Here is a 25,809-nt window from a genome sequence, read left to right on the forward strand (position 1 = left end):
CGATTACCCGGTATTTGCCCCTTGAACGTCGATGCCCGGAATGCTCCGTTGCCGCTTCAGACATTCGGAGAAACCCATGACAGGCTTTGTCGACCGCGAGCGCGCGGCTCAACTGATGGAACGCGCCGGCATCAAGGCGCTGGTGCTGTGCGCGCCCGAGGCCTTCCACTATGCGACCGGCGCCTCGATAGGCCCGGCGGGACTGTTCCGGCGCGCCGGCGCCGGCTTCGTCGTCATCCCGGCTGGCCGAGACCTGCCGATCGGCGTGGTGGTGGCGGATTTCAATGCGGGACAGCTGCAACGGGCTCTGTCCGACGTCGTCATCCGCAGCCACCCGATCTGGATCGAAACCGCCACGTTCGACGCCTCGAGGCCAGCGCAAGGGCTGGCGCGGCGCATCGTGGCCGGCTTTGGCTCGTCCGGCTGGACGCCTGCCATTACCCGGCCCGCGACATTCGAGCTGGCCAATTCCGTCCATGAGCTGAAGCAGATCCTGACCGGGTTTGGGCTCGAGCGCGCAAGGATCGGCGTCGATCTCGATTTTGTTCCAGCCGCTGATTTCTCTGCCATGCAGGCGCTGCTGCCGGGCTGCACGATGGTCGACGGCTCGGCCGTGCTCGACAGGTTGCGGGCCATCAAGTCGCCGCGCGAGATCGACCTGCTGCAGCAAGGCATCATCCTGTCCGAAGCCGGGCTGGAGCGGCTGCAGGTCGATGCCATGGCCGGCATGCGTCAGGCCGATCTCATTGCCCTCTATCGCCAAGGTGTCACCACGGCCGCGGCCGGACTGGCCCATCCGGTCGCCACAGCCGAATATGTCACGCTCGGCGCCCGTGCCAAAAGCACCGATGCGAAAGCCATGCCCGGCGATCCGCTGAAGTGCGACATGGTCTGCACGGTCGGCGGCTATGCCTCCGACATGTCGCGCAACTTCACCTTCGGGCCGCCATCCGCCGAGCAGGCCGAACTGCATGCCATCGCCGAGCGGGCCTTTGACGACGGGCTGGCATCCCTTGTTCCGGGAACCGCGCTCACCCACGTACATCGCGTCGCCACCGACAGCCTGGCGCGGCAAGGGCTGCGCTCCTACCGCCGCGGTCATTTCGGCCATGGTGTCGGCCAGTCGGTCTTCTCAGAACAATGGCCGTTCATTGCGGCCGACAGCGATGTCGTGATCGAAGCCGGCATGGTGCTGGCCTTCGAGATCCCGCTCTACATCGACAGCCTCGCCAGCTTCAATCTCGAGGACCAGTTCCTGATCACGCCGGACGGACCTGTTGCCATGAACCGCTTGCCGAGGCGCTTGGAGACAATCGGTTAGCCGGCTTATGCACTCACCGGCGGCCGTCTCTCCTTCCACGGCATCTCCTGTTCGAGCAGCGCCGATGCGGCCAGCACCGTCGCCTCGTCGCCATAGCGGCCGACCAGTTGCACGCCGATCGGCACGCCGCCTTTCGACCAGCCGAGCGGCAGCGATATCGCCGGCTGACCGGAAATGTTGAAGGGGAAGGCAAACACCGAGTCCGCCCATTTGGCGTTGTAGCGGTCGATATCCGTCTCCGACATGTCGTAATAGCCGAACGGGCGCGGCAGCTGTGTCAGCGTCGGGGTTAAGAAGAGATCGTAGGCGCCGAGGTCGCCGACGATGTCGCGGCCGATCTGCCTGAGTTGCTCGACATCGGAGATGTGCCTGGTGCCGCTGGTCGAGCGGCCGCGCTCGATGATCGCCCAGGTCACCGCCTCCACGTCGCCTGGCGTCACCGGCCGGCCGATGACCGTTTCAAGGTAGTCGAAGGTCGCCGCCGTCTGCACGCAGGTCATGTTGGTGTAGGTCTTCCACACCGTGGTAGCGTCTAGCGCCATGTCATGCTCCTCGACATGGTGGCCGAGACGCTCGAGCGCCGCCACGGTTGCCAGCACCGCCGCCTTTACTTCCGCGTCGATCGCGGTGCCGTTGGGCGGCGTGACGGAAAAGCCGATGCGCAGCTTCTTCGGTGCCCGCGTCGACAGGCTGAGCCACGAACCGTCCGGCACCGGCGGCGTATAGGGGTCGCCCGGCAGCGCGCCGGCGACCGCATCGAGATAGGCCGCGGTGTCGCGCACGGTGCGCGAGCAGCACAGGAAATAGGCGCCGCCATACCAGTAGTCGCCGAAAGGCGCGAGGCTGACACGGCCGCGCGACGGTTTCAGGCCGACAATGCCGCAGCAGGAGGCCGGGATGCGGATCGAGCCGGCGCCATCGCTGGCCTCGGCGATCGGCACCATGCGCGAAGCGATGGCCGCGGCAGCACCGCCGCTTGAGCCGCCCGGCGTGATGCCGTCCTTCCACGGGTTCTTGGTCACACCGTAGAGTTTTGGTTCCGTGGTGATCGACCAGCCGTTTTCCGGCGCGTTCGATTTGCCGACCAGCACCAGCCCGGCCGCCTTCATGCGGCGAACCACTTCGGTGTCGAAGTCGGCGACGACGTCTTTCAGGTAGAAGCACGAATTGGTGTTTGGCGCGCCTGTCCAGGACGAAGCCAGCTCCTTGAGCAGGAACGGCACGCCGGCGAAGGGTGCTGATTTGTCGACCGTCTCGGCCTGGGTGCGCGCCATGTCGTAGAGGCGGTGAATGACCGCGTTGAGCGCCGGGTTGAGCCGCTCGACCAGCGTGATCGCTACCTCCACCAGTTCCGCCGGCGAAACCTGGCCGCTGCGCACCAGCCCGGCCAGGTCGAGTGCATCGGACTCGGCATAGGTTTTCAGCAGACTGCCGGTGACCATGTCTCTCTCCCTCAACCAATGGGCTTTATGTTGATGCCCCGCAGATAACCATGTTGATGCCCCACAGATAACCGCGTTCGGGCAGCGGCCCCCTCACCCAGCCTCCGCTTCGCTCGGCTGACCTCTCCCCGGGGGGAGAGGAGACTGTCGCGCGCTGGCGCCCCCCTCTTCTCCCCAGCGGGGAGAAGGTGGCCGCGAAGCGGCCGGATGAGGGGGCTGGCGCGACTTCAGGCCAGGTCGACGGTCCGCCCCAGCGCGATGCTCTGCTCGGCGGCGAGCACGATGCGCAGGCTGTTGACCGCCGCATCCATCTGCTCTGTGAGGTCAAGATCCTCGCGGATGGCGCGCAGGAAGAAGGCCTGCTCGCGGTCGCAGAGTTCCTGATGGCCGGGCTCGTCCTCCATGCTGACGATCTCGTCGGGCTTCGAGAAATTCTTGTCGCCGTCGACCTGCGCGTAATGGATCTTCAGCGCATCGGTTTTGGTGTGGCGGTCGATGTCGGCGGAGTTCGAGACTTCAGCGGTGTCGGCAGCGCTGCTCGCCTGTTGGCCCGCGACGATCGACACCGCGCCCTTGGGGCCGACCACGTCCTTCACGAAATAGGCCGTCTCGCTCATCATCGGGCCCCATCCGGCCTCGTACCAGCCGACCGAGCCGTCATCGAAGGTGACGTGCAGATGGCCGTAATTCTGCTTGTCGGCTTCCGCCCACAATTTGGCGCCGATGCCGTGCACGCGCACCGGCTTGGCGCCGGTCAGCTGGCACATGACGTCGACATAGTGCACTCCGCAGTCGACGATCGGGATCAGCGAATCGATCAGGTTCTTGTGCCAGTGCCAGGCGCTGCCGCTGCTCTGCTGGTTGAGGTTGAGCCGCATCACCAGCGGCTTGCCGAGCGTCTTGCCGACCTCGATGAACTTGATCCAGGAGGGATGGACGCGCAGGATATAGCCGAGCACGAGCTTGCGGTTCTTGGCCCGCGCCGCCGCGACAACCTTTTCGGCATCCTCATTGTTGGTGGCGAGCGGCTTTTCCATGAACACATGGCAGTTGGCGGCGATTGCCTTCAGCGCGTATTCGGCGTGGGTGTTCGGCCAGCTGTTGATCGACACGGCATCCGGCTTGGTCTCCTTCAGCGCCTGGTCGAAATCCTCGTAGAGCGGATAACCCGCCAGTTCGGCCGGGATCTTCGCGTTGCTCTTGATCGAGCGGCTCATGATGCCGACGATCTCGAAGCCGTCAGAGCGGTGATACGCGCTGGCATGCGACGCACCCATATTGCCGAGACCAACCACCAGCACTTTCACTCTGTCGGACACCGCTACCTCCCACGCTTTTCATTGAAATGGATTGCGGGCGGCAATCGTGTCGCCGCCCGATCTTGTTGTCGCCGGTTCCTACTTGATCGCCGAATCGAACAGATGCGCCTTGATCTTCTCGACATCGAGCGCGGCAAAGCCTTCCGACAGCTTGTATCCGTCGGCATCGGCCTTGACCTTGGCCTTGTCGAAATCATTGGCCGGGCCGATCAGGTCGTTGGTGCAGACGTCCTCGGCCTTCACCGGAGCTGTGATCTGGCCGATCTTGTGGATCTCGTCGAAGAAGCCCTGCCAGCTCGCCATATCGTGCGAGCCCCAGCCGCCGCGCTTGTCCATGTCGCCACGGAAGACGTTGATCTGCTGCAGGATCGAGGTGGTGCCAAGTTCGGGGCCGAGATTCTTGGCCAGCGTCGGGAACTGCTCGAACACCGCTTCGACGGCCGCGCGGGGATTTTGATACCCAAACTCCAGGCCCATCGCCCAGCCGCGCAGATATTTCTCCAGGAACGCCTTGCGGTCGGGATCCTCTAGGTCGGCGGCGCGCACGACGAAGGTGTTGGCCGGCAGCTTCGAATTCTGCACGCCGAGCCAGTATTCGAAGTCGAGCCCCTTGGCGATCCACTCGGCGCGGAGCCCCTCCCATGACAGGGCAGCGTCGCCCTGGCCGCCGGCAAGGGCCGTGCCCCAGGTCGGCCAGCCGGCCTCGACATATTTCACCTTCTTGATGTCGACGCCTTGCGCGGCCAGCAGCGGGTCGGTGATCGACTGCCAGGCGGCGGAGCCGAGCAGGATGGTCTTGCCTTCCAGCTTCTTCAGATCGTTCGATCCCTCGCCCTTGCGGAAGGCGAAGCTGAACGTGTCGCGCGCGCCCATGTGGAACACCGACTTAAGCTTCATGCCGTTCTGGATGGCGAAGGAGAACACGCCGGGCGACGGGAAGCCCATATCGGCCTGGCCGACGTCGACGAACTTCACCGTCGCGGTGCCGTCCGATGGTCCCGGCTGCATGTCGGTGTCCAGCCCATCGAAATAGCCCGCCTTCTTGGCCGCCCAGTAGGGATAGTCGTCGAGCACTTCGAGCGTGCCGCGCGGCGAGATCCAGGTGAATTTTCCGTAGGGTTCGGCGCTGGCCTTGAGGCCAGTGGCGCCGAGCGCGGTTGCCGTCACCAGCCCGGCGCCGGTCACCTGCAGGAAATAGCGGCGGCTGATCCCCGCCGGGTTGATCGAGTTCTCTTTGGTCATGGCATTCCCCTTTTTGTTTGACGTCAGTCTCTTGCCGCCCGCCTCCCGGGCGCCGCCTTATCCTTTGTGTTCAAGCCTCCCAGCTCGCCCATTTCTTGCCGATCAGGAAGAACAGCACGTAGATCAGGATGCCGAGCGTCGACAGGATCAGCACCACCGCGAAGAACTGCGGCATCTGGATCATCGACGAATAGGTGGTCAGCCGGTTGCCGAGGCCGAAACCGCCGCCGACCATCTCGGCGCCGACCGCGGTCAACAGGCCGAAGATGGCGCCGATCATCAGCCCGACCAGGATCATCGGCAGCGCCATCGGCGCGCGGATCTTCCAGAAGATCTGCAAGGTGCTGGCGCCATAGGAGCGCGCCAGCGCAATCTTGGCACTGTCGACGCGACGGAAACCGGTGGCGGCATTGATCATCACCATCGGCCCGGCGGCCAGCGCCACCGCGATAATGCGCGGCGTGTAGCCGAAGCCAAAGCGCAGGATCAGAAGCGGCACCAGCGCCAGCATCGGCGTGGTGACCAAAAGCAGGATGTAGGGCGCGACGATCTTCTCGGCGAACGGGAACTGGGTGATGACGGCGGCCAGCACCAGGCCGATGATAGCGCCGATGGTGAAGCCGGACACCAGCTCGACCAGCGTGTAGCCGAGATGCGGCGCAATCAGCGGAAACTCGTCGAACAGCGCATAGGCAATCGAGCTCGGCGGCGGCATGATGTAGAGCGGCACATGGAACAGGCGCAGCGCCAGCTCGATGCCGCCGATGATGATCACCGCCACCGCAAGAATGGCCGCCACCTCCTTGCCCGACTTGATGCCGGGGCCGCTGGCGAAGGCCGACAGATTGGTCAGGCTGACCTCGTGGCCGTCACCGGTCTTGGACTTCGAGAATTCCGGAATGGCGTCGCCTCCGCTCACGGCCTGATCCTCACGATCTCGGCGCTCGGGCGCTCCGGCGCTTTTGGCCGCGTGCGTTCGCCGACAATGTCCATCTTGATCCGGTTGGTGAGGTCGAAGACCTCTTTCGTCGCCATGATCTCCAGCGAGCGTGGCCGGGCAAACGGCACGCGATACTCCTTGGCGACGCGACCCGGCCGGGCGCTCAGCACCACCACCCGGTCGGAGAGGAAGATCGCCTCCTCGATGCTGTGGGTGATGAAGACGATGGTGGTCTTGGTGTCGAGCCAGATCTCCTCGACCAGCCGGTTCATCTCCTCGCGGGTAAAACTGTCGAGCGCGCCGAACGGCTCGTCCATCAGCAGCACCGATGGCTTCAGCGCCAGCGCCCGCACGATCGCCGCGCGCTGTTGCATGCCGCCCGACAGTTCGCGCGGAAACTTGCCGCCGAATCCGTCGAGCCCGACGCGGTTGAGCAGATGCGCGATCCATGCCCGGTCCGGCTTCTCGCCCTTGATCTCGAAGGGGAAGCGGATGTTGGCATCGAGATTGCGCCACGGCAGAAGGTTCGCTTCCTGGAAGACGATGCCGATATCGGGATGCGGGCCGGTGATGGTCTTCCCGTCAAGCCGGATCTCGCCGCTGGTCAGGCTGTGCAGGCCCGACATCGACCACAAAAGGGTCGTCTTGCCGCAACCGGACGGACCGACGATCGAGACGATTTCATTGGCACTGACATCGAGGCTGCAACGGTCCAGCGCCAGCAGGTCGCCGGAAGCCGTATGATAGATCTTGGTCGCTGCCTGCACGCCAAGCTTCGGGTTTCTTGCATCGCCCGTGTTCATCTGCCCCCCGGGAAGATTGCGCGATGATCCACTGGCTCACCCGACCGCGAAATCAATCTGTAACTATCCTACTTTCCTGTCAAGCACGAGCGCTGGTACCCGTATCACAAAAATGGACATGCATATCTATCTAATTGTTTTCGCGATGTTTTCATGACCTTGAAATATATGTTGCTTTCCTACATACTTCCGAACTCGCACGGCCTGGAAGGAAGCGGAGAAGGTGAGGTTTCCCCAACGACACGCTACGGTTGCGATGTGGTCAGGCACGTGGAGCCATGACGTGCAAACATGCTAAGACGGCAGCCACGCAACCCAGGGAAAGACCAGGACCCCATGACCGAAGCTGGCAGCCAGGACGAGCCTGTTCCAGGCCACGATACTGAGGGGCGCGATCCTGTCCGGCGCATTCCCGACATCATCTCGCTGGTCAAGGATTCCTACAGCGAATTGCGCCCGGCCGAACGGCGTGTCGCCGATGTCGTGCTCGACGATGTCAAATATGCCGTCGACGCCTCCAATGCCGCCCTTGCCCAGCGCGCCGGGGTCAGCGAACCGACGGTGACCCGGTTCTGCCGCGCCATCGGCTGCGAGGGCGTGCGCGACTTCAAGCTGAAGCTGGCGCAGAGCCTCGTCGTCGGGGCGCTCTATCTGGCCAAGTCACCTTCCGTCAGCAACGACAATGGCATGCCGTTCTGGAATGCCGTGTTCGGCGAGGCGCGCCGGGCGCTGCAGGAGGCCGAGCGGCAGCTCGACCCGGCGCAGTTGCAGAAGGCGGCCGAGCTGGTCGCCAAGGCGCGCCAGGTCACAGTCTTCGGCCTCGGCGGCAGTTCCTCGGCGCTGGCGCAGGAAACCCAGTACCGGCTGTTCCGCTACGGCATCACAGTCAGCGCCCAGTGCGACCCCTATCTGATGCGCATGACCGCCTCGACCTTGAAGCCGGGTGATCTGGTGATCGCCATTTCGGCGACGGGACGCACCCGCGAGGTGATCGAAGCCGTCGAACTCGCCAAGCACTACCGCGCCAATGCGATCGCCGTGACCGCGCCCGACACCGAGCTCGCCCGTGCCTGCGACGTCAGGCTGACGGTGGCGGTGCCCGAATATCCCGACACGCTGAAGCCGACGGCGTCGCGCTTCGCCTTCCTGGCGGCGATCGACCTTTTGGCGGTTGCCTCGGCCTACAAGCTCGACGGTTCGGCCCGCGAGACCGTGCGCCGCATCAAATACAACGCCCAGATCCACCGCACCGGCAAGGAGATGGAGCCGCTCGGAGACTAGCTCCCTTCACCTCGTTCACGGGGAGGTGAGGAATGGTCCGCGTAGCGGACGAAAAGCCAACTGCTTGGCTTTTCGAACGACGAACGCCGGCAGGCGGATGAGGGGCGGCGCTGAGTTCGACAATTGAGATTTTGCGCCATGTGTCGGCGCACGCACAAAGAGGGAAGAAATGCTCGAAATAGCACCGACGAAACAGGCCGCCGCATGGCTCGAATCCCTGGCGCAGGCACTCGCAGCCGGCGACGCGGCGGCAGCGAGCAACCTGTTCGTCGACGATTGCTATTGGCGCGATCTCCTGACCTTCACCTGGAACATCACGACCATGGAAGGCCGCGAGGCGATCGCCGACATGCTGGCGGCGGCGCTGGCGACGACCAAGCCCAAGGCATGGCAGCTGACCGGCGAGGCGACCTCGGACGAGGGCACCATCGAAGCCTGGTTCAGCTTCGAAACAGCAGTGGCGTCAGGAGAGGGCATCATGCGGCTGCGCGACGGCCGCTGCCGGACATTGTTCACGGCGATGACCGACCTCAAAGGGTTCGAGGAGCGCAAGGGGGCGGAGCGGCCGCTGGGTGTGCGCCACAAGGCCGATCCCAGGCGCGAGACCTGGTCGGAGGCGCGGGCGCGCGAGACGCGCGAGCTCGGCACTGATGAACAGCCCTACTGCCTGGTCATCGGTGGCGGCCAGGGCGGCATCATGCTGGGCGCGCGGCTGCGCCAGCTCGGCGTGCCCACCATCGTCATCGAGAAGAATGCAAGGCCGGGCGACTCCTGGCGCAACCGCTACCGCACGCTCGTGCTGCACGACCCGGTCTGGTACGACCATCTGCCCTACATTCCCTTCCCCGAAAACTGGCCGGTGTTCACGCCCAAGGACAAGATGGGCGACTGGCTGGAAATGTACACGCGCGTCATGGAGCTCAACTATTGGGTCGCCACGAAATGCCTTAGCGCCAGCTATGACGAGGTGGAGAAAGTCTGGACCGTGGTGGTCGACCGCGTCGGCCGGCACATCACGCTGAAGCCGAAGCACATCGTCTTCGCCACCGGCGCTTATGGCCCGCCACGGCGGATCGATCTGCCGGGCGCCGATCAGTTCAAGGGCGAGCTTCTGCACTCCAGCCAGTATTCCAGCGGCGAGAAATTTCGTGGCAGGAAGGTCGCCGTCATCGGCGCGGCAAGCTCTGGGCACGATGTCTGCGTCGACCTCTGGGAGAGCGGCGCCGAGGTGACCATGATCCAGCGCTCACCGACGACGGTGGTCAAATCGGACACGCTGATGGAGGTCGGCTTCGAGATCTTTTCGGAGACGGCGCTGGCACGCGGCATAACCACCGAGAAGGCCGACATGATCGTCGCCTCGACGCCGTTCGCGCTGGTGCCCAAGGGCCAGCGGGCGCTCTACGAGGTGATCAAGGCGCGCGACGCGGCCTTCTACGACCGTCTGCGCGCCGCCGGCTTCGCCATCGATTTCGGCGACGACGAGACCGGCCTTTTGATGAAGGCCTACCGCACCGGCTCCGGCTACTACATCGATGTCGGCGCTTCGGATCTCATCATCGACGGCGAGATCGACGTCCGCAGCGGCGTCGTCATCAAGTCGCTGACGCCGACAGGCATCCTGTTCGAGGACGGCAGCGAACTTGCCGCCGACGCCATTATCGCCTGCACCGGCTATCAGTCGATGAACGAGACGGTGGCGGCGATCGTCTCTCGCGACGTCGCCGACAAGGTCGGCCCCTGTTGGGGGCTTGGCTCGGGCGTCAAGGGCGACCCCGGACCATGGCAAGGCGAGCTGCGCAACATGTGGAAGCCGACCGCGCAGGAAGCGCTCTGGTTCCACGGCGGCAATCTGGCGCTGTCGAGGTTTTACTCCAAATATGTGGCGCTGCAGATCAAGGCACGGATGGAAGGTATCGCGACGCCGGTTTACGGAAAGCCGAGCAACTCCTGATCCGGTACGCCAGTAGCGTTGGGCCACTACACGAAATTGCTTGCGAACTTTTCAGATGTGGTGAGTAGTCTCCCTGTGTTGCCTGGCAATTCCTGGGGGGGAAGCTGGTGGGACTGCTGAGAGGACTTCGTATAAAGCTGGGACTGAAAAAGGACCCGTTGCCGCCATTGCCAGGCGTTGAGATTGGCCGTCATACCTACGGTCTCAACAAGAGATCGTTCTATATGCCGCATGAAAACGTGCCGGTGCGAATAGGCTCGTTCTGTTCGGTTGGCCCGGAAGTTCTCTTCGTCTGCGCGGCCGAACACGGGGTCGGCACCGCAACCACCTATCCGATCCACCGTATGTACGGAAAGGCCCGAAGCGGTCCCGAACCCTCCGGCAAGGGGCCAATCACCGTCGGCAATGACGTGTGGTTTGGTGCTCGTTGTACCATCCTCAGCGGTGTCACGATCGGCAACGGAGCAGTCATCGGTGCGGGCGCCATCGTCACCAGGGACATCCCTCCCTATGCCATCGCGGTCGGCAATCCCGCTCGTGTCCTTCGGCACCGTTTCTCACCTGACGTCATCAAGCGCCTGCAGGCGCTTGAATGGTGGAACTGGAGCGACAATCTGATCCGTGAACGCATCGAGCTTCTGACGGCGGTGGACGCCGAGCGCTTCGTCAACGAACTGGATCCGGCGTAACGGCCTCGGCCGTCACCTGACGTTGAACGACCAGCCGGCAGAAAGGCGGCGCCTCACTCGTGCCGATGTCCAAAATGCCTCGCCGCAACCTCGACATGCGTATGCCGTTCATGCGGCTCAAAACGCTCGGTCTCGCTGACATCGTTGACCGCCTCGTTCGGCCACCAGGTGCCGCCGATGGCGATGCCTTCGCAGATCAGCCGCTGGTCGGCGACCAGCGATGCGCCAACCGCGTCGACGAAGGTGAAGCGGCCCGGGCGCTGCCGCAGCACGGCGACGTCGCCGACAGTGCCGACCGCCAGTGTGCCCAGATCAGGTCTGGCGATCGCCTGCGCCGGCGCTTGTGTCGCGGCGCGTAGGACCTCGACCAGCGGCATGCCGAGCGCCAAAAGCTTCGACATGCAAACCAGGATATCGAAGGCCGGTCCATCGACGCAGTAGAGATGCACATCGCTGCTGATCACGTCCGGCGCCAGCCCTTCCTGGAGCATCGCCCTGGCGACGGCGAAATCGAACGAGCCCATGCCGTGGCCGATGTCGAAGATGACACCACGCTCGCGCGCCAGCCGCATGTCCGGCCGCACCGCGCCGGACGCGAAGACCGGCGCGTTGGGGAATGGGCGGAAGCAGTGGGTGAGGATATCGCCCTTGCGCAGGCGCGGCAGCACTTCCGAGCGGCCGGGCGGCGGCTCGTCGATATGCGCCATCAGCGGCAGGCCAGCCTGGTCGGCAGCCTCCAGCGCGAGATCCACCGGGGCGATGCCGCTGGTCCCGCCGGCGTGCTTGCCGGAGCGAACTTTTACGCCGACCACGACATCGCGGTGTTCACGCACCGCTGCCACAACCTCGCGCGGCTCGCATAGCCTGAGGTCGCTGCATTCGCCGACCGACACCGTCTGCGAGAAGCCGAAGATGCCGGCAAAGGAAATGTTGACATAGGCCAGGATGCGAACCTTCGAGCGCTCCATGACGTGGCGGCGGAAGCCGAGGAAATTGCCGGCTCCCGCACTGCCTGCATCGATGAAGGTGGTGGTGCCGCTCTTGGGGGCCAGCCGATCGGCATCGACGCCGAGCGAGGTGCCGCCCCAATAGACGTGGCTATGCAGGTCGACGAGGCCTGGTGTGACGATGCAGCCGCCGGCATCGACGACCTGCGCGGCGCGGTCGGCCGGGACATCGGCGTCGACCGCCGCAATGCGGCCATTGGCAATGGCGACATCGCGCGGCGCATCGAGCCCGGACGCCGGGTCGATCAGCCGTCCGCCCTTCAGCAGGAGGTCGAATTGCATTGAGGTCACCTCCGGTTCGCCAGCTTCGCTTAGAGAGGCCGGTAGGCGACCGCTTCGACTTCGATCTTGATGTCGATCATCAGCCGCGATTCGACCGTGGTGCGGGCCGGCGGGTTCTTCGGAAAGTGCCTGGCATAGACAGCGTTGAAGGCGCCGAAATCGCGCGCGTCCTCCAGCCAGACCGTCGTCTTCACGACATCGTCCAGGGTGCAGCCGGCGAGCGCCAACGCGGCCTTGATGTTGGCGAGCACCTGTTCTGTCTGTTCCGTTATGCCGCCCTTGACCACGATGCCGTCGCTGCCGACGGGCACCTGGCCGGAGACATAAACGAGATCACCGGCCCGCACGGCTGGCGACAGCGGCACATGCGACGTTCCAAAACATTGCTTGGGCAAGGGAAGGCCTCCTCTGATGACAGGACGGGATGCCGTGGCAGCGCCCGCTTGCGTCGACATTTACCCCGATCGGGGCGATCCTCATAGGGGCCTTGTTGGAAAGCAACATTCTTCGAAATCTATGTTGCTTTATTACAGAAGCGCTTGCATCGTGAGCGCTGTCGGGCTGCCTTTGCAGCCGCAACGCACAGACGCATTTGCCGGACCGGAGACAATAGCAATGACCTACGACAAGAACCCGTTTCCATCAGGCGATGCGGATCGCCACGCGCTCTGGGAAATGCTGGTGCGGCGCGACATCGACGCCTTCATCGGCCAGGACTGGTCCATGGTCGAGGATGATTTCGTCGCCGACAGCTTCTTCGGCATGCACGCGCATTTCCTCAGCAATGCCGACGCCTGGCGGCTGCAGTTTCCGAGGCTGGAAATCTATCGCGACGAGTGGCTGCGCCAGGCCAAGGAGACGGCGGCGACCAAATTCGCCGAGCCGCTGCGCGAGGCGCTGTTTCGCGTCACCAACATGCGCGACATCGATGTCGATGGCGACCGCGCCGTGCTGCACAAGAAATTCGACGGCTCGGTTGCCAAGGCGGATGGCAGCGTCGACAGGCTGAAATGGCAGACGCTGTATTTCTGCAGGAAGGTCGGCGGACGTTGGAAGATCGCGGGCTTTGTCGGCTATATGCCGCATCCGCTCGGCAGCTAGGAACCGATCAGTAGAGCGTGACGAAGGCTGGAAACAGCAGGCCGGTCGCCCGGAAATGCTCGACCAGTTCGATGGCCGGGAAGATGGCGAGGAAATAAAGCCCGTCGAAAAACGTACGCTTGAGCGCCCGCGTCGAGAACTGCAGCTCGTCATGGTCGTGGTACAGCCAAGGATTTGGCCAGAAGCGGGGCGTGTCCTTGGTATAGGCAAGGTAGGCCGGGCCGAATTTGCCGAGCAGGAATTCGGCCTCCTTTCGCGCCGTGACGCGAAAGATGAAGAAGCTGGCGAGGCCCAGCGCCAGCGCCGCCACCATCGAGCCGTAGAGCAATCCGACGCCGACCGCGCCGACCGTCGAGAAGAAATAGAGCGGGTTCTGGGTTGTCGAGAACGGTCCCGTCGAGACCAGTTCCTCGTTCTTCTTGCCGCCGACATAGAGGATGCTCCAGAGTCGTCCGACGACGCAGGCGAGCACCAGGCAGAAGCCGAGGAGTTCGAGCCTTTCGTGCCCGTCCGAGCCCTCGCTCAGCGCCGGTTTGGTGAGAAACAGCAGCAGCACCGCCAGCAGCGCCGCGGCCCGCACGAAGATCAACCGCTTGCGCTGGTCGAAGGCCTGTGAAACCGGCTTGAGGGAAGCGTAGGTCATTCTTGTTTTCCTTGGGCTTCGACAACCGGCGTTGAGCAGGTTCGGGGCACTGGTCACCACATTGATGGCGGATGCAAGGCGCCCGCATTTCATCAGCGCATCGCGAGGCATTCGTAAAGGCCTTTTGCGCGATCCACGCCCATTCTTACGAATTTGTATGCCGCCGGACAGGCTGATGTGAAGTCGCATCCCTATCGTTCGGATGCCGGCCTGCCATTTAAGGGCCGGCTTCCATTGCGGCAGCCCGACCACCGGCATCAAACAAGGAATGGTTTCATGAGAAGATTTGCGCTTGCCATCGCGGTCGGCACCCTCGCCATCTCCGGCGCGATTTCCACCGTCTTTGCCGCCACCGCGCCCTGCGAGGAGACGTTGAAAGCCCTTCGCGCGGCCGAGGCAACGGCCACGCTCAGCGCCGCCGACAAGGCGAAGGTCTCGGAGCTGGAGACCAAGGGCATCGAGCGCTGCAATGCGGACGACGACAAACGCGCCGACGACTTCTTCGCTCAGGCCATGAAGGTCATGGGCAAGTAATTCCGCGAACCAGCCTCAGGATATCAGCCATGCTCTCGCCCAACACGCAACCCCCAGCCGGACCAGGCCACAACAGGGTTCCGGATGTCACGATCGATTTCTGGCTGATCAAGCTGATGGCGGTGACCATGGGCGAGACGGCGGCCGACTATCTCGCCGTCAACCTGGGACTTGGGCTGACCGTTACATCGCTGATCATGTCGGGCGTGCTGATCGTAGCGCTTGTCTTGCAGTTCGCGCAGAAACGCTACGTGCCATGGGCCTACTGGCTGGCGGTGGTGCTGATCAGCGTCGTTGGTACACTGGTGACGGACAATCTCGTCGACAATTTCGGCGTGCGCCTGCAGACGACGACCATCGCTTTCTCGGTCGTGCTCGCCGCAACATTCGCCGTCTGGTACGCCAGCGAAAGGACGCTGTCGATCCACACCATCTTCACCACCCGACGCGAGACCTTCTACTGGCTGGCGATCCTCTTCACCTTCTCGCTCGGCACCGCCGCCGGCGACCTCGTCGCCGAGACCTTCGACATGGGCTACCTCACGTCAGGCCTGCTGTTCGGCGGGGTGATCGCGCTGATCGCGCTCGCCTATTATCTACTCCACCTGGACGCCATCCTGGCCTTCTGGCTTGCCTACATCCTGACCCGCCCGCTTGGCGCCTCCTTCGGTGACCTGCTGTCGCAGCCGGTCGAATATGGCGGCCTCGGCTTCGGCACGACCTTCACCAGCCTGATCTTCCTCGGCTGCATCATTGCCCTTGTTCTCTACATGACCCTGAAGAAAACCGCCGACGATGCCGACGAAATCCTGCTGGAGTCGGATTGAAACCTTGGCTTCGTCAGGGAAGCGGCCTGAATGCCTGCCATCCTAGGAACGGACCCATGCCGGTGCTACCCTGCCCCAGATCTCGGCAACGGACCGGACCTTTCATGCGACTTCTTCTCGTCGAGGACGACCACAGGACCGCCGACTACATCGTCAAGGGACTGACCGAGGCCGGCCATGTCTGCGACTTGCTTCGCAACGGACATGACGCACTTTTCGCGGCAACCAGGGGCAGCTATGACGTGATCGTCGCCGATCGTATGATCCCGGGCCTCGACGGCCTGTCGATGGTCAAGGCGATCCGCGCCGCCGGCGTACGGACGCCGGCCATCTTTCTCACCTCGGTCGGCGGCATCGACGACCGCGTCGAAGGGCTCGAGGCGGGCGGCGACGACTATCTGGTCAAGCCCTTCGCCTTTTCCGAGCTTCTCGCCCGTATCAACGCGCTCGGCCGACGGCCGGCCGCGCAGGAGCAGAAAACCGTTCTGCGGGTTGCCGACCTCGAAATGGACCTGATCATGCGGCGCGTTATCAGGCAGGGCCAGCCGATCGACCTGCAGCCCAGGGAGTTCAGCCTGCTGGAAGTGCTGATGCGCGGCGAGGGCCGCGTCATCACCCGCACCATGCTTCTGGAGCGCGTCTGGGATTTTCATTTCGATCCCAGGACCAGCGTCGTCGAGACCCATATCAGCCGGCTGCGGGCCAAGATCGACAAGCCATTCGAAACCCAGCTCATCCACACGGTCCGCAACACCGGCTACAGCCTGCACGCGGCGCCATGACCGGAACATGGTCCCGCCTGCTGCGCAGCACGCCGTTCCGACTTGCCTTGACCTTCGCCTTCCTGTTCGTGCTGGCCTTCGTCTTGTCGGGCGCCATCGTCTACCAGATGATGAGTGCCGATCTTGCCGAGCGGCTCGACGACACCATCAAGGAAACCTACGCGGTCGTTGCCGCGACCTATGCCGACAACGATCTCAAGGAGCTGGTGGAGACTGTCGGCAGCCACTCCATGCGCAGCCTCAAGAAGGAACAGCTGTTTTCGCTGACCGACGCGGCCGGAAACCATCTGGCCGGCAATTTCACCGCGGCAGAGCTTCCCGACGGCTTTTCGATGTTCGACGCCGTATTGCCCGGCGTGCCGCCGGGGGCCGAATACCGCGCCTATTCCGGCTCGATCGGCGGCAACACCCTGACCGTCGCCTTCAGCCTTTCCGAGACGGAGGAGCTGGAAGAGGTGGTGCTGATGAGCTTCGGCTGGGGAACGCTGATCATCACCGGGCTGGCGGTCGCCGGCGGCGCCCTGCTGGCCTCGCGCGTCCAGCGCCGTCTCGACGGCATCGCCGCCACCATGGTGGATGTCTCGCATGGACGGCTGGATACCCGCATTCCGCTGACCGGCAAGGGCGACGATATCGACATCGTCTCCAACCAGGTCAATGCCGCGCTCGACCGCCTGTCGGCGCTGGTCGAGGGCATGAAACAGGTCAGCGCCAACATCGCGCACGATCTGAAGACGCCGCTCAACCGATTGCAGATGATCCTCGACACCGCGTCGGAAAAGAACCTGTCGGGTCAGAAGGTCGCCGGCGAACTGGCGGAGGCGCATGCCGAGAGCCTGCAGATCAACGAGACCTTCGATGCGCTGCTGCGCATCGCGCAGATCGAGGCCGGCGCCCGCCGGGCGCGATTCACCGATGTCGATCTGGGCGAGGTTCTGCAAACCATCGCCGAGATCTATGCCGACGTTGCCGAGGACGACGGAAAATCGCTGTCGTCAGTGCAGCTGTGCGAGACGGCGGAGCGTATCCACGGCGACAGGGAGCTGCTGACGCAGATGTTCGCCAATCTGGTCGAGAACGCACTGCGCCATTGTCCATCAGGCACATCCATCAAACTGTCGGTGACGCGCCAGGGCGAGCGCGTTGTGGCCAGCGTCGCCGACAACGGTCCCGGCATTCCGGCGGAAGAGCGTGAGAAAGTGTTCCAGCGGCTTTACCGGCTGGACCACAGCCGGTCGACGCCGGGCAGCGGCCTCGGCCTCAGCCTTGTCAGGGCCATCGCCGATCTGCATGGCGCCTCGATTATGCTCGAGGATTGCCGACCTGGACTTGCGGTATCGGTCAGTTTTCCCACAGCGATGGATTAGCCGGCGAAACGCCTGGTGCAGTCCAGTCCTCAGAAGCCCGCCCTCAGCGGTCTATACGCGTCGACAGGATGATCGATGACAAAGTCCGTTCGACCCCGTCCATGGCGCCGATCTGGTCGAGCAGCATATCGAGATCGCGGATCGACGGCGCGTCGATAATGACGATCATGTCGAAATTGCCGCTGACCGAATGCAGCGTCCTGACCGGCGCCAGGGCGCGCAGGCCGCGCACCACCTTGTCGGCGAGCTTGGGCGTCACGGTGAGCAGCACATGCGCTCGCACCAGCCCCTGCTCATAGTCCGGCGCCAGCCGCACACCATAGCCGGTGATGATGCCGCGCAGTTCCAGCCGCTCGATGCGGCTCTGCACCGTCGTGCGGGAAACGCCAAGCCGCCGCGCGAGCTCGGCGGTCGAGGCGCGCGCATTTTCGCGCAGCAGGGAAAGCAGGGCCTGTTCGGCTTCACTGAGCATTTTGACGATTCCTGTCGGCAGAATGTCCAATCAGAGTTTCGTTTCGAACAATTCCACGCTTCCTTTCGACGGGCAAGCTGCGAATCTGTGCCTCACAATCAGTGAGGGATCGGTCATGAAGAAAATTGTTGTTGTCGGCGCCGGCAAGATCGGCTCGACCATTGCCGAGATGCTTGCCGCCACCGGGGATTACCAGGTCACGCTCGTCGACCGCTCGGCGGCACAGCTCATTGCTGCCGAACTGCCGGCCACGGTTGCGGCGCTGGAGCTCGACATCGAAGCCGCCGGCACCCTGGAAGCCGCGCTAGCCGGCAAGTTCGCGGTGCTCAGCGCCGCCCCCTTCCACCTGACCACCCGCATCGCCGAGGCGGCGGCCAGTGCCGGCGTGCATTATCTCGACCTGACCGAGGACGTCGTCTCGACACGCCGGGTCAAGGAGCTGGCGCGTTCGGGCAAGAGTGCCTTCATTCCGCAATGCGGCCTGGCGCCGGGCTTCATCTCGATCGTCGCCAATGATCTCGCCAGCCGCTTCGATTCGCTGGAAAGCGTGCGCATGCGCGTCGGCGCCCTGCCGCAATATCCGTCCAATGCGCTGAACTACAACCTGACCTGGAGCACCGACGGCGTCATCAACGAATATTGCGAACCCTGCGAAGCGATCGTCGAGGGCGAGCTGGTCGAAGTGCCGCCGCTGGAGGAGCGCGAGGAGTTCTCGCTCGACGGCGTCACCTACGAGGCGTTCAACACCTCAGGTGGCCTCGGCACGCTGGCCGAAACGCTGAAGGGCAAGGTGCGTACGCTCAACTACCGCACCATCCGCTATCCCGGCCACGCCGCGATCATGAAGGCGCTGCTCAACGATCTCGGCCTGCGCCATCGCCGCGACGTGCTGAAGGACATTTTCGAGAGCGCCCTGCCGGCGACGCTGCAGGACGTGGTCATCGTCTTCGTCACCGTCTCCGGTCGCAAGAACGGCCGCCTGCTGCAGGAGACCTACGCCAACAAGGTCTACTCCCAGCGCGTCGGCAATCAGGTGCGCAGCGCCATCCAGATCACCACGGCCTCCGGCATCTGCGCCGTGCTCGACATGCTGGCCGACGGCAGCCTGCCGGCGACGGGTTTCATCAAGCAGGAAGAGATCGCGCTCGACACCTTCCTCGCCAACCGCTTCGGCCGTGCCTATGCCCAGCACGAGATGGTGAGCCGGCTGGCGAGCTGAAGCGGCACCACCTTGCCTTCTCCCCTTGTGGGGAGAAGGTGGATCGGCGCGCAGCGCCGAGACGGATGAGGGGTGTTCCAGCGGAGTGAGGCGTTGGCGTTTCCTGGAGCACCCCTCATCCGTCGCCTTCGGCGACACCTTCTCCCACAGGGGGAAAAGGGAGATCCTCACGTCCTATTTCCGCAACACCATCGGCCGCCCCAGTAGAAACCGGATGAAATTGCCGGCGTTGCGCGAGGCCTTGGCGGAGGTCTGCGGCATCTGCTTTTGCGCAGGCTCTTTTCGGGCAGCCGCGCGCGTTTCTGTTTCGGCACCGGGCCGGCCCACCGTGAAAGCCGGCTCCGCGACCGGCTTGCCGCGCAAGACATTGGCTGCATTGTTGTCGTGGATGACGATGCACCATTGGGCCTCCTTCGAGGCCGCCCCAACGGTGTTGAAACGCATCGCCATCTTCGTGTGCTCGTCGCAATAGACCCCGTTCATGGACGGTGATCTCTTCTCGACCAGCGTGCCGAAGGCCGACGTCGGATATTCGTGCTGCGTATAGCGGTTGGTTGCCGCATCGAAATTCTGGCCGTGCGGAAAGGCTATATAGAGCGGTTGCTGGTTCACTTCGCCCTTGGCGATTTCCCAGCGCGCGTAGAAGTCGACACGCTCCATGAAGCTCGGCGCCAGCGCGTCATCGCTGTCGAGCCGCGTCAGCGAAACGAATTCGGCATCGGTGTCGCTTTGGACAAACGCATTGAAGGCAACATTGTAGTCCGCGCCGGCATCGACGAGGACCGGCCTGACGTCGATCCCGATCGCACAATCGCAGACGGTCCGGATGTAGTTCTCGTGTGTCTCGGAATCGAACCCGACCAGGACCGTAAAGTCCTTCAGCGACTGGCCATCAAGCGAGGGCGCGCAATAGGTGTCGAACAACGCCAGCCGCTCGACCAGCCACACCGGGTCGAGATTGGCTCTGCCCTTTCCATTCCATTGGCTCGGCATGAAGCCGGTGGCGGTGTTGTAGCGAATCGCCACGTATTTCTTCAGGTCGGAGTTCATTGGCTGAGACTAGAGCATGATGCCGAACGGTGGAATCCGGTTCTCGGAAATGCTCGCGCGGGCCGAGCAACCCACCCTAGATATGCAGCGCGTGCCCGAGCGCCTTCAGCGCTGCTTCCTGGAACCCCTCGCCTTGCGTCGGATGCGCATGGATGGTGCCGGCGATGTCCTCCAGCCTTGCGCCCATTTCGAGCGCCAGCCCGAAAGCCGCCGCCAGTTCCGACACGCCCTGCCCGACCGCCTGGATGCCGAGCACCAGATGGTTGTCCGCCCGCGCCACGACGCGAACAAAGCCGTCCTCGCCCAGCTTGGTCATCGCCCGCCCATTGGCGGCGAATGGGAACATGCCGATCTTGATCTCGCCGCCGAGCGCCTTGGCCTCTTCCTGTGACAGGCCAGCGGTGACGAGTTCCGGATCGGTGAAGCAGACGGCGGGAATGGAGCGCTTGTCCCAGCTGCGCTTGTGGCCGGCGATGATCTCGGCGACCATTTCACCCTGCGCCATCGCCCGGTGCGCCAGCATCGGCTCGCCGGTGACGTCGCCGATGGCAAAGATGCCGCGCATCGAGGTGCGGCACTGGTCGTCGATGCGGATGAATTTTCCCGCCCTGTCGAGGTCGATCTGCTCGAGCCCCCAGCCTTCGGTCACCGGCTTGCGGCCGACCGTCACCAGGATCCTGTCCGCGGCGACCTTGGCGTTCTTGCCGTCTGAGGTCTCGACCAGCAGCGCATCGCCTTTGGTCGACAGCCCCTTGGCCTTGGCACCCAGCATCACCTCGACGCCCAGTGCGTTGAGCCGCTTGACCACCGGCCGCGTCAACTCGGCATCATACTGCGCCAGCACACGCGGCAAGGCCTCGACCACGGTCACCTCAGCGCCCATTTTCGCGAAAGCCATGCCGAGTTCCAGCCCGATATAGCCACCACCGACGACGGCGAGTTTTTGCGGCACTTCGTTCAGCGCCAGCGCCTCCGTGGAGGAAATAACCGGACCGCCAAAGGGCAGGGACGAAAGGTCCACCGGCGCCGAACCGGTGGCGATGACGATCGTCTCGGCCCGGATCACTTGGCTTCCCGTCTCGGTCTCGACCGCGACGGTCTTGCCGTCGCGAAACATCGCCCAACCATGCACGGTCTTGACGCCGGCCTTCTTGAGCAGACCGGCAACGCCACTGTTGAGCCGGCTGACAATCCCGTCCTTCCAGGCGACGGTTCGGGCGAGGTCGAGCGTGGGTGCGGTGACCGAAATGCCGAGCGGGCTATTGCCGCCTTCCATGTGCGAGACCTTCTCGAACTCCTCGGCCGCATGGATCAGCGCCTTGGACGGGATGCAGCCGACATTGAGGCAGGTGCCGCCCGGTTTGCCGGCTTCGACGATCACCGTGTCGACGCCGAGCTGTCCGGCGCGGATGGCGCAGACGTAACCACCGGGACCGGCGCCGATGACGAGCAGCTTGCAGGAGATTTCTTTCATCTTGGCATCCTAACTCTTTGTCGCGCCGGCTTGAAAAGAGCGGTCTGTCGCGATCCTTCACGCCCCCCTCTGTCCTGCCGGACATCTCCCCCACGAGGGGGGAGATTGGCTAGTTCGGCGCTCCGCCTGCACTTCCATCGTTGAAGGTTGGCGAAAGCCGGCGTGACATCCGATCTCCCCCCTTGTGGGGGAGATGCCTGGCAAGGCAGAGGGGGGCGCTGTCCCGCCGGCATCTCGATCGTTTCCCTCAATCCACGAAAATCAGCGCCGGCGTTTCCAGCAGCGTCTTGATGCGCTGGATGAACACCGCCGCGTCCCAGCCGTCGATGACGCGATGGTCGAAGCTGGAGGACAGGTTCATCATCTTGCGCGGGATGAACTGGGTGCCGTCCCACACCGGCCGCACCATAATCTTGTTGACGCCGATGATCGCCACTTCCGGATGGTTGATGACCGGCGTCGTCGCCACGCCGCCCATGGCGCCGAGCGAGGTGATGGTGATGGTCGAGCCGGACAGCTCGTCACGTGTCGCCGTGCCGGACTTGGCCGCCTCGGCCAGCCTGATAACCTCGGCGCCGCAATCCCAGATGTCGCGCGCCTCGGCATGCTTGACCACCGGCACCACCAGCCCCGACGGCGTCTGCGCGGCAATGCCGATATGGATGCCGCCATGCTGGTGGATGATTCCGGCCTCGTCGTCGAACAGCGAATTGAGATTGGGCTGGTCCGATATCGCCTTGACCATCGCCCGCATCAGGAACGGCAGCAGCGTCAGCTTCGGCCGCTCCACGCCCGGACGCTTCTCCTTGTTGAGCGCGGCGCGCAATTCCTCGAGCGCGGTGACGTCGATCTCCTCGACATAGGTGATGTGCGGGATGCGCGATTTGGACAGCGACATCTTCTCGGCGATCTTGCGCCGCAAGCCCACCACCTTGATGTCCTGTACCGCATCGTTACGGGCGAGGCCGGATGCCTTGGCGACCTGCGGACCGCGCGCCAGGAAAGCCTCGATGTCCTCGTGGCCGATGCGGCCGGCCGGACCGGATCCCGCAACCTGCCTGAGATCGATGCCCGCCTCTTTTGCCCTCAGACGAACCGCCGGCGAGGCCAGCGGTCTTTCGCCTTCAGGACGCGGCGCGCCGGAGACGGACGGCTGCGCCGTGCTTTTCGAAACGGCCGATGGGGCCGCCGGTTTCGCCTTTGGCTCGTCGCTCTTTGGCGATGTCTTCACAACCGGCGGCGCGGCAGCCTCGGGTTTCGGGGTCGGGAGTTTTGCCGGAGGCTCGGCGGCCACCGCTTCCGCTTCGCCGCTTTGCGGTTTCGCATTGCCCTCGCCCGCCACCTTCAGCCGCACGATGGGCGAACCGATCGCCACCGTGTCGCCGATCTCGGCGCCCAGCCACAGGATTTCGCCATCGACCGGCGACGGGATTTCGACCGTTGCCTTGTCGGTCATGACGGCGGCAAGCACGGTGTCCTCGCGCACGATGTCGCCGATCTTGACGTGCCATTCGACGAGCTCGGCCTCGGCGACACCTTCGCCGACATCGGGCAGCTTGATGATGTGTTCACCCATGTCAGGCTCCCATGGTTTCAAGCAAAGCGCGGCCGACGCGCGCGGGACCGGGGAAATAGTCCCATTCCTGCGCATGCGGATAGGGCGTGTCCCAGCCGGCGACCCGCGCCACTGGCGCCTCCAGATGGTAGAAACAATTTTCCTGCACCAAGGCCGACAGCTCGGCGCCGAAGCCCGACGTCAGCGTCGCCTCGTGCACGATGACGCAGCGCCCGGTCTTCTTGACCGAGGCGACGATCGTATCGAGGTCGAGCGGCAGAAGCGTCCTGAGATCGATGATCTCGGCATCGATGCCAGTTTCCTCGACCGCGGCCTGCGCGACATAGACCATGGTGCCGTAGGCCAGCACGGTGATCGCTGAGCCCGCCCGGCGGATCGCCGCCTTGCCGAGCGGCACGGTGTAGTGGCCGTCGGCGACTTCGCCGAGCTCATGCTTCGACCATGGCGTTACCGGCCGGTCGTGATGGCCGTCGAAGGGACCGTTGTAGAGCCGCTTCGGCTCAAGGAAGATCACCGGATCCGGATCTTCGATGGCCGCGATCAGCAGCCCCTTGGCGTCATGCGGATTGGACGGCACCACCGTCTTCAACCCCGACACATGGGTGAACAGCGCTTCCGGGCTCTGGCTGTGCGTCTGGCCGCCGAAGATGCCACCGCCGGTCGGCATCCGCACCACGATCGGGCAGGTGAAATCGCCGTTGGAGCGATAGCGCAGCCGCGCCGCTTCCTGGGTCAGCTGGTCGTAGGCCGGATACATGTAGTCGGCAAACTGAATTTCCACGCACGGCTTCAAGCCATAGGCGGCCATGCCGATGGCCGAGCCGACAATGCCGGATTCGTTGATCGGCGCGTCGAAGCAGCGGCTCTTGCCGTATTTGGCCTGCAGGCCCTGCGTGCAGCGGAAGACGCCGCCGAAGAAGCCGACATCCTCGCCGAACACGACAACTTTGCTATCGCGCCCCATCGACACATCCATGGCGTCGCGGATGGCCTCGATCATGGTCCGTCTCGGCATTGGCTCAGACTCCCGCCTGCTGGCGCTGGCGCCGCAGATGCGGCGGCATTTCGGCGTAGAGGCCCTCGAACATGTCGCGCGTCGACGGCTTGCCGCCGGCATGCAGCGTGCCGTGGCTTTCGGCTTCCTTCTGTGCCGCGATCACTGTGTCGAGAATTTCCGCCTCGGCCTGCGCGTGCCGCTCGTCCGACCAGACGCCGAGCCCTATCAGATGGTTCTTCAGCCGCACGATCGGGTCGCCGAGCGGCCAGGCGTCGGATTCGGTCTTTGGCCGGTAGGCGGACGGATCATCCGAGCTCGAATGCGCGCCGGCACGGTAGGTGACATATTCGACCAGCGTCGGTCCGAGATTGCTGCGTGCCCGCTCCGCCGCCCATTTGGCCACCGCATGGACGGCGAGATAGTCATTGCCGTCGACGCGCAGCGACGGGATGCCGAAGCCGAGGCCTCTTGCCGCGAACGTACCCGACCCCCCGCGCGCAATACCCTGGAAGGTCGAGATCGCCCACTGGTTGTTGACGACGTTGAGCACCACCGGCGCCTTGTAAGTGGAGGCGAACACCAGCGCTGAATGGAAGTCGGATTCGGCGGTCGAGCCATCGCCGATCCATGCCGCGGCGATCTTCGAATCATTGCTGATCGCCGACGCCATCGCCCAGCCGACCGCCTGGATATACTGCGTCGCCAGATTGCCGGAGATCGAAAAGAAGCCGTGCTCCTTCGACGAATACATGATCGGCAGCTGCCGGCCCTTCAGCGGGTCGGCTTCGTTCGAATAGATCTGGTTCATCATCGTGACCATCGGATAGCCGTCGGCGATGAGCAGGCCCGCTTGTCGGTAGGTCGGAAAGTTCATGTCGCCGGGTTCGAGCGCCTTGCGGAAGGCGCAAGCCACCGCCTCTTCGCCCAGATGCTGCATGTAGAACGAGGTCTTGCCCTGGCGCTGCGCCATCTGCATGCGCGCATCGAAGGTCCGCAGCGTCATCATATGGCGCAGGCCGGCCAAAAGCTCGTCGCTGGACAGCAGTCCGGCCCAAGGGCCGACGGCTTCGCCATTGCGGTTCAGCACCCGGATGATCGAGAACGCATGATCGCGGATGGTGCGCGGATCGACATCGATCTCGGGGCGCGGCACCGAGCCGGCCTTCGGGATCGGCACATTGGAAAAGTCAGGCGTTCCGCCCGGCCGCACTTCCGGCTCCGGAACGTGAAAACGCAACATCCCAGCATAGGCCATGACCTTTGTCCTCCAATGTTGCCTGGCCCAAATTTGCCCGGAAAGATATTTGCATATCTGCGCGGCCAGACCAGTGCGAATTCGTCGGGCAAGCCTGCGGACCTCGGTCCGGTCGCGCCGGCCGATCCAGCCTCCCCAGCACCAAGATGAAGATATGTCCGCGAAATTTCTCGTCGATGTTGGGCGGTGGCGCGCAATTAGGGAGAAGGTTGGGCCGGGTTTGTTGGCAGAT

General features: G+C 64.0%; 24 protein-coding genes. 10 read left to right on the forward strand and 14 right to left on the reverse strand.

The window, feature by feature from the left end; translation table 11 throughout:
• Positions 1–76 precede the first annotated feature (76 nt).
• Positions 77–1,321 carry a Xaa-Pro peptidase family protein gene (locus tag EJ076_RS03915; RefSeq protein WP_126066969.1) on the forward strand — a complete coding sequence of 415 codons (1,245 nt, stop codon included), beginning with the start codon at positions 77–79 and terminating at the stop codon, positions 1,319–1,321.
• 5 nt (positions 1,322–1,326) lie between these two features.
• Here the strand turns inward: EJ076_RS03915 and EJ076_RS03920 are convergent, their stop codons facing one another.
• The 5 genes from EJ076_RS03920 to EJ076_RS03940 all read right to left on the reverse strand — a co-directional run bounded on the left by EJ076_RS03920 (position 1,327) and on the right by EJ076_RS03940 (position 7,067).
• Complete coding sequence (locus tag EJ076_RS03920) at positions 1,327–2,763, reverse strand: amidase (RefSeq protein ID WP_126066970.1); 1,437 nt, start codon at positions 2,761–2,763, stop codon at positions 1,327–1,329.
• A 227-nt stretch (positions 2,764–2,990) separates the two neighbouring features.
• Entirely contained in the window at positions 2,991–4,082 is a 1,092-nt protein-coding gene (locus tag EJ076_RS03925) for a Gfo/Idh/MocA family oxidoreductase (RefSeq protein ID WP_126066971.1), read from the reverse strand.
• A gap of 78 nt (positions 4,083–4,160) precedes the next feature.
• Complete coding sequence (locus EJ076_RS03930; protein ID WP_109663638.1) at positions 4,161–5,324, reverse strand: ABC transporter substrate-binding protein; 1,164 nt, start codon at positions 5,322–5,324, stop codon at positions 4,161–4,163.
• 70 nt (positions 5,325–5,394) lie between these two features.
• Complete coding sequence (locus tag EJ076_RS03935) at positions 5,395–6,243, reverse strand: ABC transporter permease (protein ID WP_109663636.1); 849 nt, start codon at positions 6,241–6,243, stop codon at positions 5,395–5,397.
• A complete protein-coding gene (locus EJ076_RS03940) occupies positions 6,240–7,067 on the reverse strand; it encodes an ABC transporter ATP-binding protein (RefSeq protein ID WP_109663634.1) in 828 nt (275 codons plus the stop codon). Before EJ076_RS03940 ends, EJ076_RS03935 begins: the two co-directional genes overlap by 4 nt.
• A 336-nt stretch (positions 7,068–7,403) precedes the next feature.
• Between EJ076_RS03940 and EJ076_RS03945 the strand changes: the two genes are divergently transcribed.
• The 3 genes from EJ076_RS03945 (at position 7,404) to EJ076_RS03955 (ending at position 10,991) form a co-directional block, all read left to right on the forward strand.
• Complete coding sequence (locus EJ076_RS03945; protein WP_126066972.1) at positions 7,404–8,348, forward strand: MurR/RpiR family transcriptional regulator; 945 nt, start codon at positions 7,404–7,406, stop codon at positions 8,346–8,348.
• 169 nt (positions 8,349–8,517) lie between these two features.
• Positions 8,518–10,302, forward strand: coding sequence for an NAD(P)/FAD-dependent oxidoreductase (locus EJ076_RS03950; protein ID WP_126066973.1), 1,785 nt, complete (start codon positions 8,518–8,520; stop codon positions 10,300–10,302).
• Positions 10,303–10,526: 224 nt separating this feature from the next.
• Positions 10,527–10,991: a CatB-related O-acetyltransferase gene (locus EJ076_RS03955; protein WP_126066974.1), complete on the forward strand. Its 465-nt coding sequence runs from the start codon at positions 10,527–10,529 to the stop codon at positions 10,989–10,991.
• A 53-nt stretch (positions 10,992–11,044) separates the two neighbouring features.
• Here EJ076_RS03955 and EJ076_RS03960 read toward each other — a convergent pair whose 3' ends face one another.
• Positions 11,045–12,280: an amidohydrolase/deacetylase family metallohydrolase gene (locus tag EJ076_RS03960; RefSeq protein WP_126066975.1), complete on the reverse strand. Its 1,236-nt coding sequence runs from the start codon at positions 12,278–12,280 to the stop codon at positions 11,045–11,047.
• A 29-nt stretch (positions 12,281–12,309) separates the two neighbouring features.
• Complete coding sequence (locus EJ076_RS03965; RefSeq protein WP_109665318.1) at positions 12,310–12,675, reverse strand: RidA family protein; 366 nt, start codon at positions 12,673–12,675, stop codon at positions 12,310–12,312.
• 220 nt (positions 12,676–12,895) lie between these two features.
• On the opposite strand from EJ076_RS03965, the gene EJ076_RS03970 reads away from it, so the two are divergent.
• Positions 12,896–13,381, forward strand: a complete 486-nt coding sequence (locus tag EJ076_RS03970; RefSeq protein ID WP_126066976.1) for a hypothetical protein — start codon at positions 12,896–12,898, stop codon at positions 13,379–13,381.
• Between the two features lie 7 nt (positions 13,382–13,388).
• On the opposite strand, the gene EJ076_RS03975 is transcribed toward EJ076_RS03970, so the two are convergent.
• Positions 13,389–14,024: an isoprenylcysteine carboxylmethyltransferase family protein gene (locus EJ076_RS03975; protein WP_109665314.1), complete on the reverse strand. Its 636-nt coding sequence runs from the start codon at positions 14,022–14,024 to the stop codon at positions 13,389–13,391.
• A 276-nt stretch (positions 14,025–14,300) separates the two neighbouring features.
• Between EJ076_RS03975 and EJ076_RS03980 the strand changes: the two genes are divergently transcribed.
• The 4 genes from EJ076_RS03980 (at position 14,301) to EJ076_RS03995 (ending at position 17,534) form a co-directional block, all read left to right on the forward strand.
• Positions 14,301–14,558 carry a hypothetical protein gene (locus tag EJ076_RS03980; protein ID WP_109665312.1) on the forward strand — a complete coding sequence of 86 codons (258 nt, stop codon included), beginning with the start codon at positions 14,301–14,303 and terminating at the stop codon, positions 14,556–14,558.
• 29 nt (positions 14,559–14,587) lie between these two features.
• Positions 14,588–15,385, forward strand: a complete 798-nt coding sequence (locus EJ076_RS03985) for a hypothetical protein (RefSeq protein WP_126066977.1) — start codon at positions 14,588–14,590, stop codon at positions 15,383–15,385.
• A gap of 104 nt (positions 15,386–15,489) precedes the next feature.
• The gene (locus EJ076_RS03990) at positions 15,490–16,167 is read left to right on the forward strand and encodes a winged helix-turn-helix domain-containing protein (RefSeq protein ID WP_126066978.1); all 678 of its coding nucleotides are present in this window, start codon (positions 15,490–15,492) and stop codon (positions 16,165–16,167) included.
• Positions 16,164–17,534 carry a HAMP domain-containing sensor histidine kinase gene (locus tag EJ076_RS03995; protein WP_109663616.1) on the forward strand — a complete coding sequence of 457 codons (1,371 nt, stop codon included), beginning with the start codon at positions 16,164–16,166 and terminating at the stop codon, positions 17,532–17,534. Before EJ076_RS03990 ends, EJ076_RS03995 begins: the two co-directional genes overlap by 4 nt.
• Before the next feature lie 43 nt (positions 17,535–17,577).
• Here EJ076_RS03995 and EJ076_RS04000 read toward each other — a convergent pair whose 3' ends face one another.
• The gene (locus EJ076_RS04000) at positions 17,578–18,006 is read right to left on the reverse strand and encodes an Lrp/AsnC family transcriptional regulator (RefSeq protein ID WP_109663614.1); all 429 of its coding nucleotides are present in this window, start codon (positions 18,004–18,006) and stop codon (positions 17,578–17,580) included.
• Between the two features lie 115 nt (positions 18,007–18,121).
• Here EJ076_RS04000 and EJ076_RS04005 point away from each other — a divergent pair, with 115 nt between their 5' ends.
• Positions 18,122–19,225: a saccharopine dehydrogenase family protein gene (locus tag EJ076_RS04005; protein ID WP_109665309.1), complete on the forward strand. Its 1,104-nt coding sequence runs from the start codon at positions 18,122–18,124 to the stop codon at positions 19,223–19,225.
• 174 nt (positions 19,226–19,399) lie between these two features.
• On the opposite strand, the gene EJ076_RS04010 is transcribed toward EJ076_RS04005, so the two are convergent.
• The 5 genes from EJ076_RS04010 to EJ076_RS04030 form a co-directional block, all read right to left on the reverse strand.
• Complete coding sequence (locus tag EJ076_RS04010; protein WP_164548535.1) at positions 19,400–20,251, reverse strand: glycosyltransferase; 852 nt, start codon at positions 20,249–20,251, stop codon at positions 19,400–19,402.
• 100 nt (positions 20,252–20,351) lie between these two features.
• A complete protein-coding gene (gene lpdA, locus EJ076_RS04015) occupies positions 20,352–21,749 on the reverse strand; it encodes a dihydrolipoyl dehydrogenase (protein ID WP_126066980.1) in 1,398 nt (465 codons plus the stop codon).
• A gap of 247 nt (positions 21,750–21,996) precedes the next feature.
• Positions 21,997–23,325 (reverse strand): dihydrolipoamide acetyltransferase family protein, encoded by a 1,329-nt coding sequence (locus tag EJ076_RS04020; RefSeq protein ID WP_126066981.1) that lies wholly within the window; start codon positions 23,323–23,325, stop codon positions 21,997–21,999.
• 1 nt (position 23,326) lies between these two features.
• Positions 23,327–24,340 (reverse strand): alpha-ketoacid dehydrogenase subunit beta, encoded by a 1,014-nt coding sequence (locus EJ076_RS04025; RefSeq protein WP_109663606.1) that lies wholly within the window; start codon positions 24,338–24,340, stop codon positions 23,327–23,329.
• Between the two features lie 4 nt (positions 24,341–24,344).
• The gene (locus tag EJ076_RS04030) at positions 24,345–25,577 is read right to left on the reverse strand and encodes a 3-methyl-2-oxobutanoate dehydrogenase (2-methylpropanoyl-transferring) subunit alpha (RefSeq protein WP_126066982.1); all 1,233 of its coding nucleotides are present in this window, start codon (positions 25,575–25,577) and stop codon (positions 24,345–24,347) included.
• Positions 25,578–25,809: the final 232 nt, after the last annotated feature.

This window comes from Mesorhizobium sp. M7D.F.Ca.US.005.01.1.1, assembly GCF_003952545.1.
Taxonomy (GTDB): Bacteria; Pseudomonadota; Alphaproteobacteria; order Rhizobiales; family Rhizobiaceae; genus Mesorhizobium; species Mesorhizobium loti.

What these genes read in the sequence shown, in the direction of transcription:
- EJ076_RS03915 (WP_126066969.1), top strand. Translation starts at nt 77, where the DNA reads ATGACAGGCTTTGTCGACCGCGAGCGCGCGGCTCAACTGATGGAACGC.
- EJ076_RS03920 (WP_126066970.1), bottom strand. Translation starts at nt 2,763, where the DNA reads ATGGTCACCGGCAGTCTGCTGAAAACCTATGCCGAGTCCGATGCACTC.
- EJ076_RS03930 (WP_109663638.1), bottom strand. Translation starts at nt 5,324, where the DNA reads ATGACCAAAGAGAACTCGATCAACCCGGCGGGGATCAGCCGCCGCTAT.
- EJ076_RS03940 (WP_109663634.1), bottom strand. Translation starts at nt 7,067, where the DNA reads ATGAACACGGGCGATGCAAGAAACCCGAAGCTTGGCGTGCAGGCAGCG.
- EJ076_RS03945 (WP_126066972.1), top strand. Translation starts at nt 7,404, where the DNA reads ATGACCGAAGCTGGCAGCCAGGACGAGCCTGTTCCAGGCCACGATACT.
- EJ076_RS03950 (WP_126066973.1), top strand. Translation starts at nt 8,518, where the DNA reads ATGCTCGAAATAGCACCGACGAAACAGGCCGCCGCATGGCTCGAATCC.
- EJ076_RS03955 (WP_126066974.1), top strand. Translation starts at nt 10,527, where the DNA reads ATGCCGCATGAAAACGTGCCGGTGCGAATAGGCTCGTTCTGTTCGGTT.
- EJ076_RS03960 (WP_126066975.1), bottom strand. Translation starts at nt 12,280, where the DNA reads ATGCAATTCGACCTCCTGCTGAAGGGCGGACGGCTGATCGACCCGGCG.
- EJ076_RS03970 (WP_126066976.1), top strand. Translation starts at nt 12,896, where the DNA reads ATGACCTACGACAAGAACCCGTTTCCATCAGGCGATGCGGATCGCCAC.
- EJ076_RS03975 (WP_109665314.1), bottom strand. Translation starts at nt 14,024, where the DNA reads ATGACCTACGCTTCCCTCAAGCCGGTTTCACAGGCCTTCGACCAGCGC.
- EJ076_RS03980 (WP_109665312.1), top strand. Translation starts at nt 14,301, where the DNA reads ATGAGAAGATTTGCGCTTGCCATCGCGGTCGGCACCCTCGCCATCTCC.
- EJ076_RS03985 (WP_126066977.1), top strand. Translation starts at nt 14,588, where the DNA reads ATGCTCTCGCCCAACACGCAACCCCCAGCCGGACCAGGCCACAACAGG.
- EJ076_RS03990 (WP_126066978.1), top strand. Translation starts at nt 15,490, where the DNA reads ATGCGACTTCTTCTCGTCGAGGACGACCACAGGACCGCCGACTACATC.
- EJ076_RS03995 (WP_109663616.1), top strand. Translation starts at nt 16,164, where the DNA reads ATGACCGGAACATGGTCCCGCCTGCTGCGCAGCACGCCGTTCCGACTT.
- EJ076_RS04000 (WP_109663614.1), bottom strand. Translation starts at nt 18,006, where the DNA reads ATGCTCAGTGAAGCCGAACAGGCCCTGCTTTCCCTGCTGCGCGAAAAT.
- EJ076_RS04005 (WP_109665309.1), top strand. Translation starts at nt 18,122, where the DNA reads ATGAAGAAAATTGTTGTTGTCGGCGCCGGCAAGATCGGCTCGACCATT.
- lpdA (WP_126066980.1), bottom strand. Translation starts at nt 21,749, where the DNA reads ATGAAAGAAATCTCCTGCAAGCTGCTCGTCATCGGCGCCGGTCCCGGT.
- EJ076_RS04020 (WP_126066981.1), bottom strand. Translation starts at nt 23,325, where the DNA reads ATGGGTGAACACATCATCAAGCTGCCCGATGTCGGCGAAGGTGTCGCC.
- EJ076_RS04025 (WP_109663606.1), bottom strand. Translation starts at nt 24,340, where the DNA reads ATGCCGAGACGGACCATGATCGAGGCCATCCGCGACGCCATGGATGTG.
- EJ076_RS04030 (WP_126066982.1), bottom strand. Translation starts at nt 25,577, where the DNA reads ATGGCCTATGCTGGGATGTTGCGTTTTCACGTTCCGGAGCCGGAAGTG.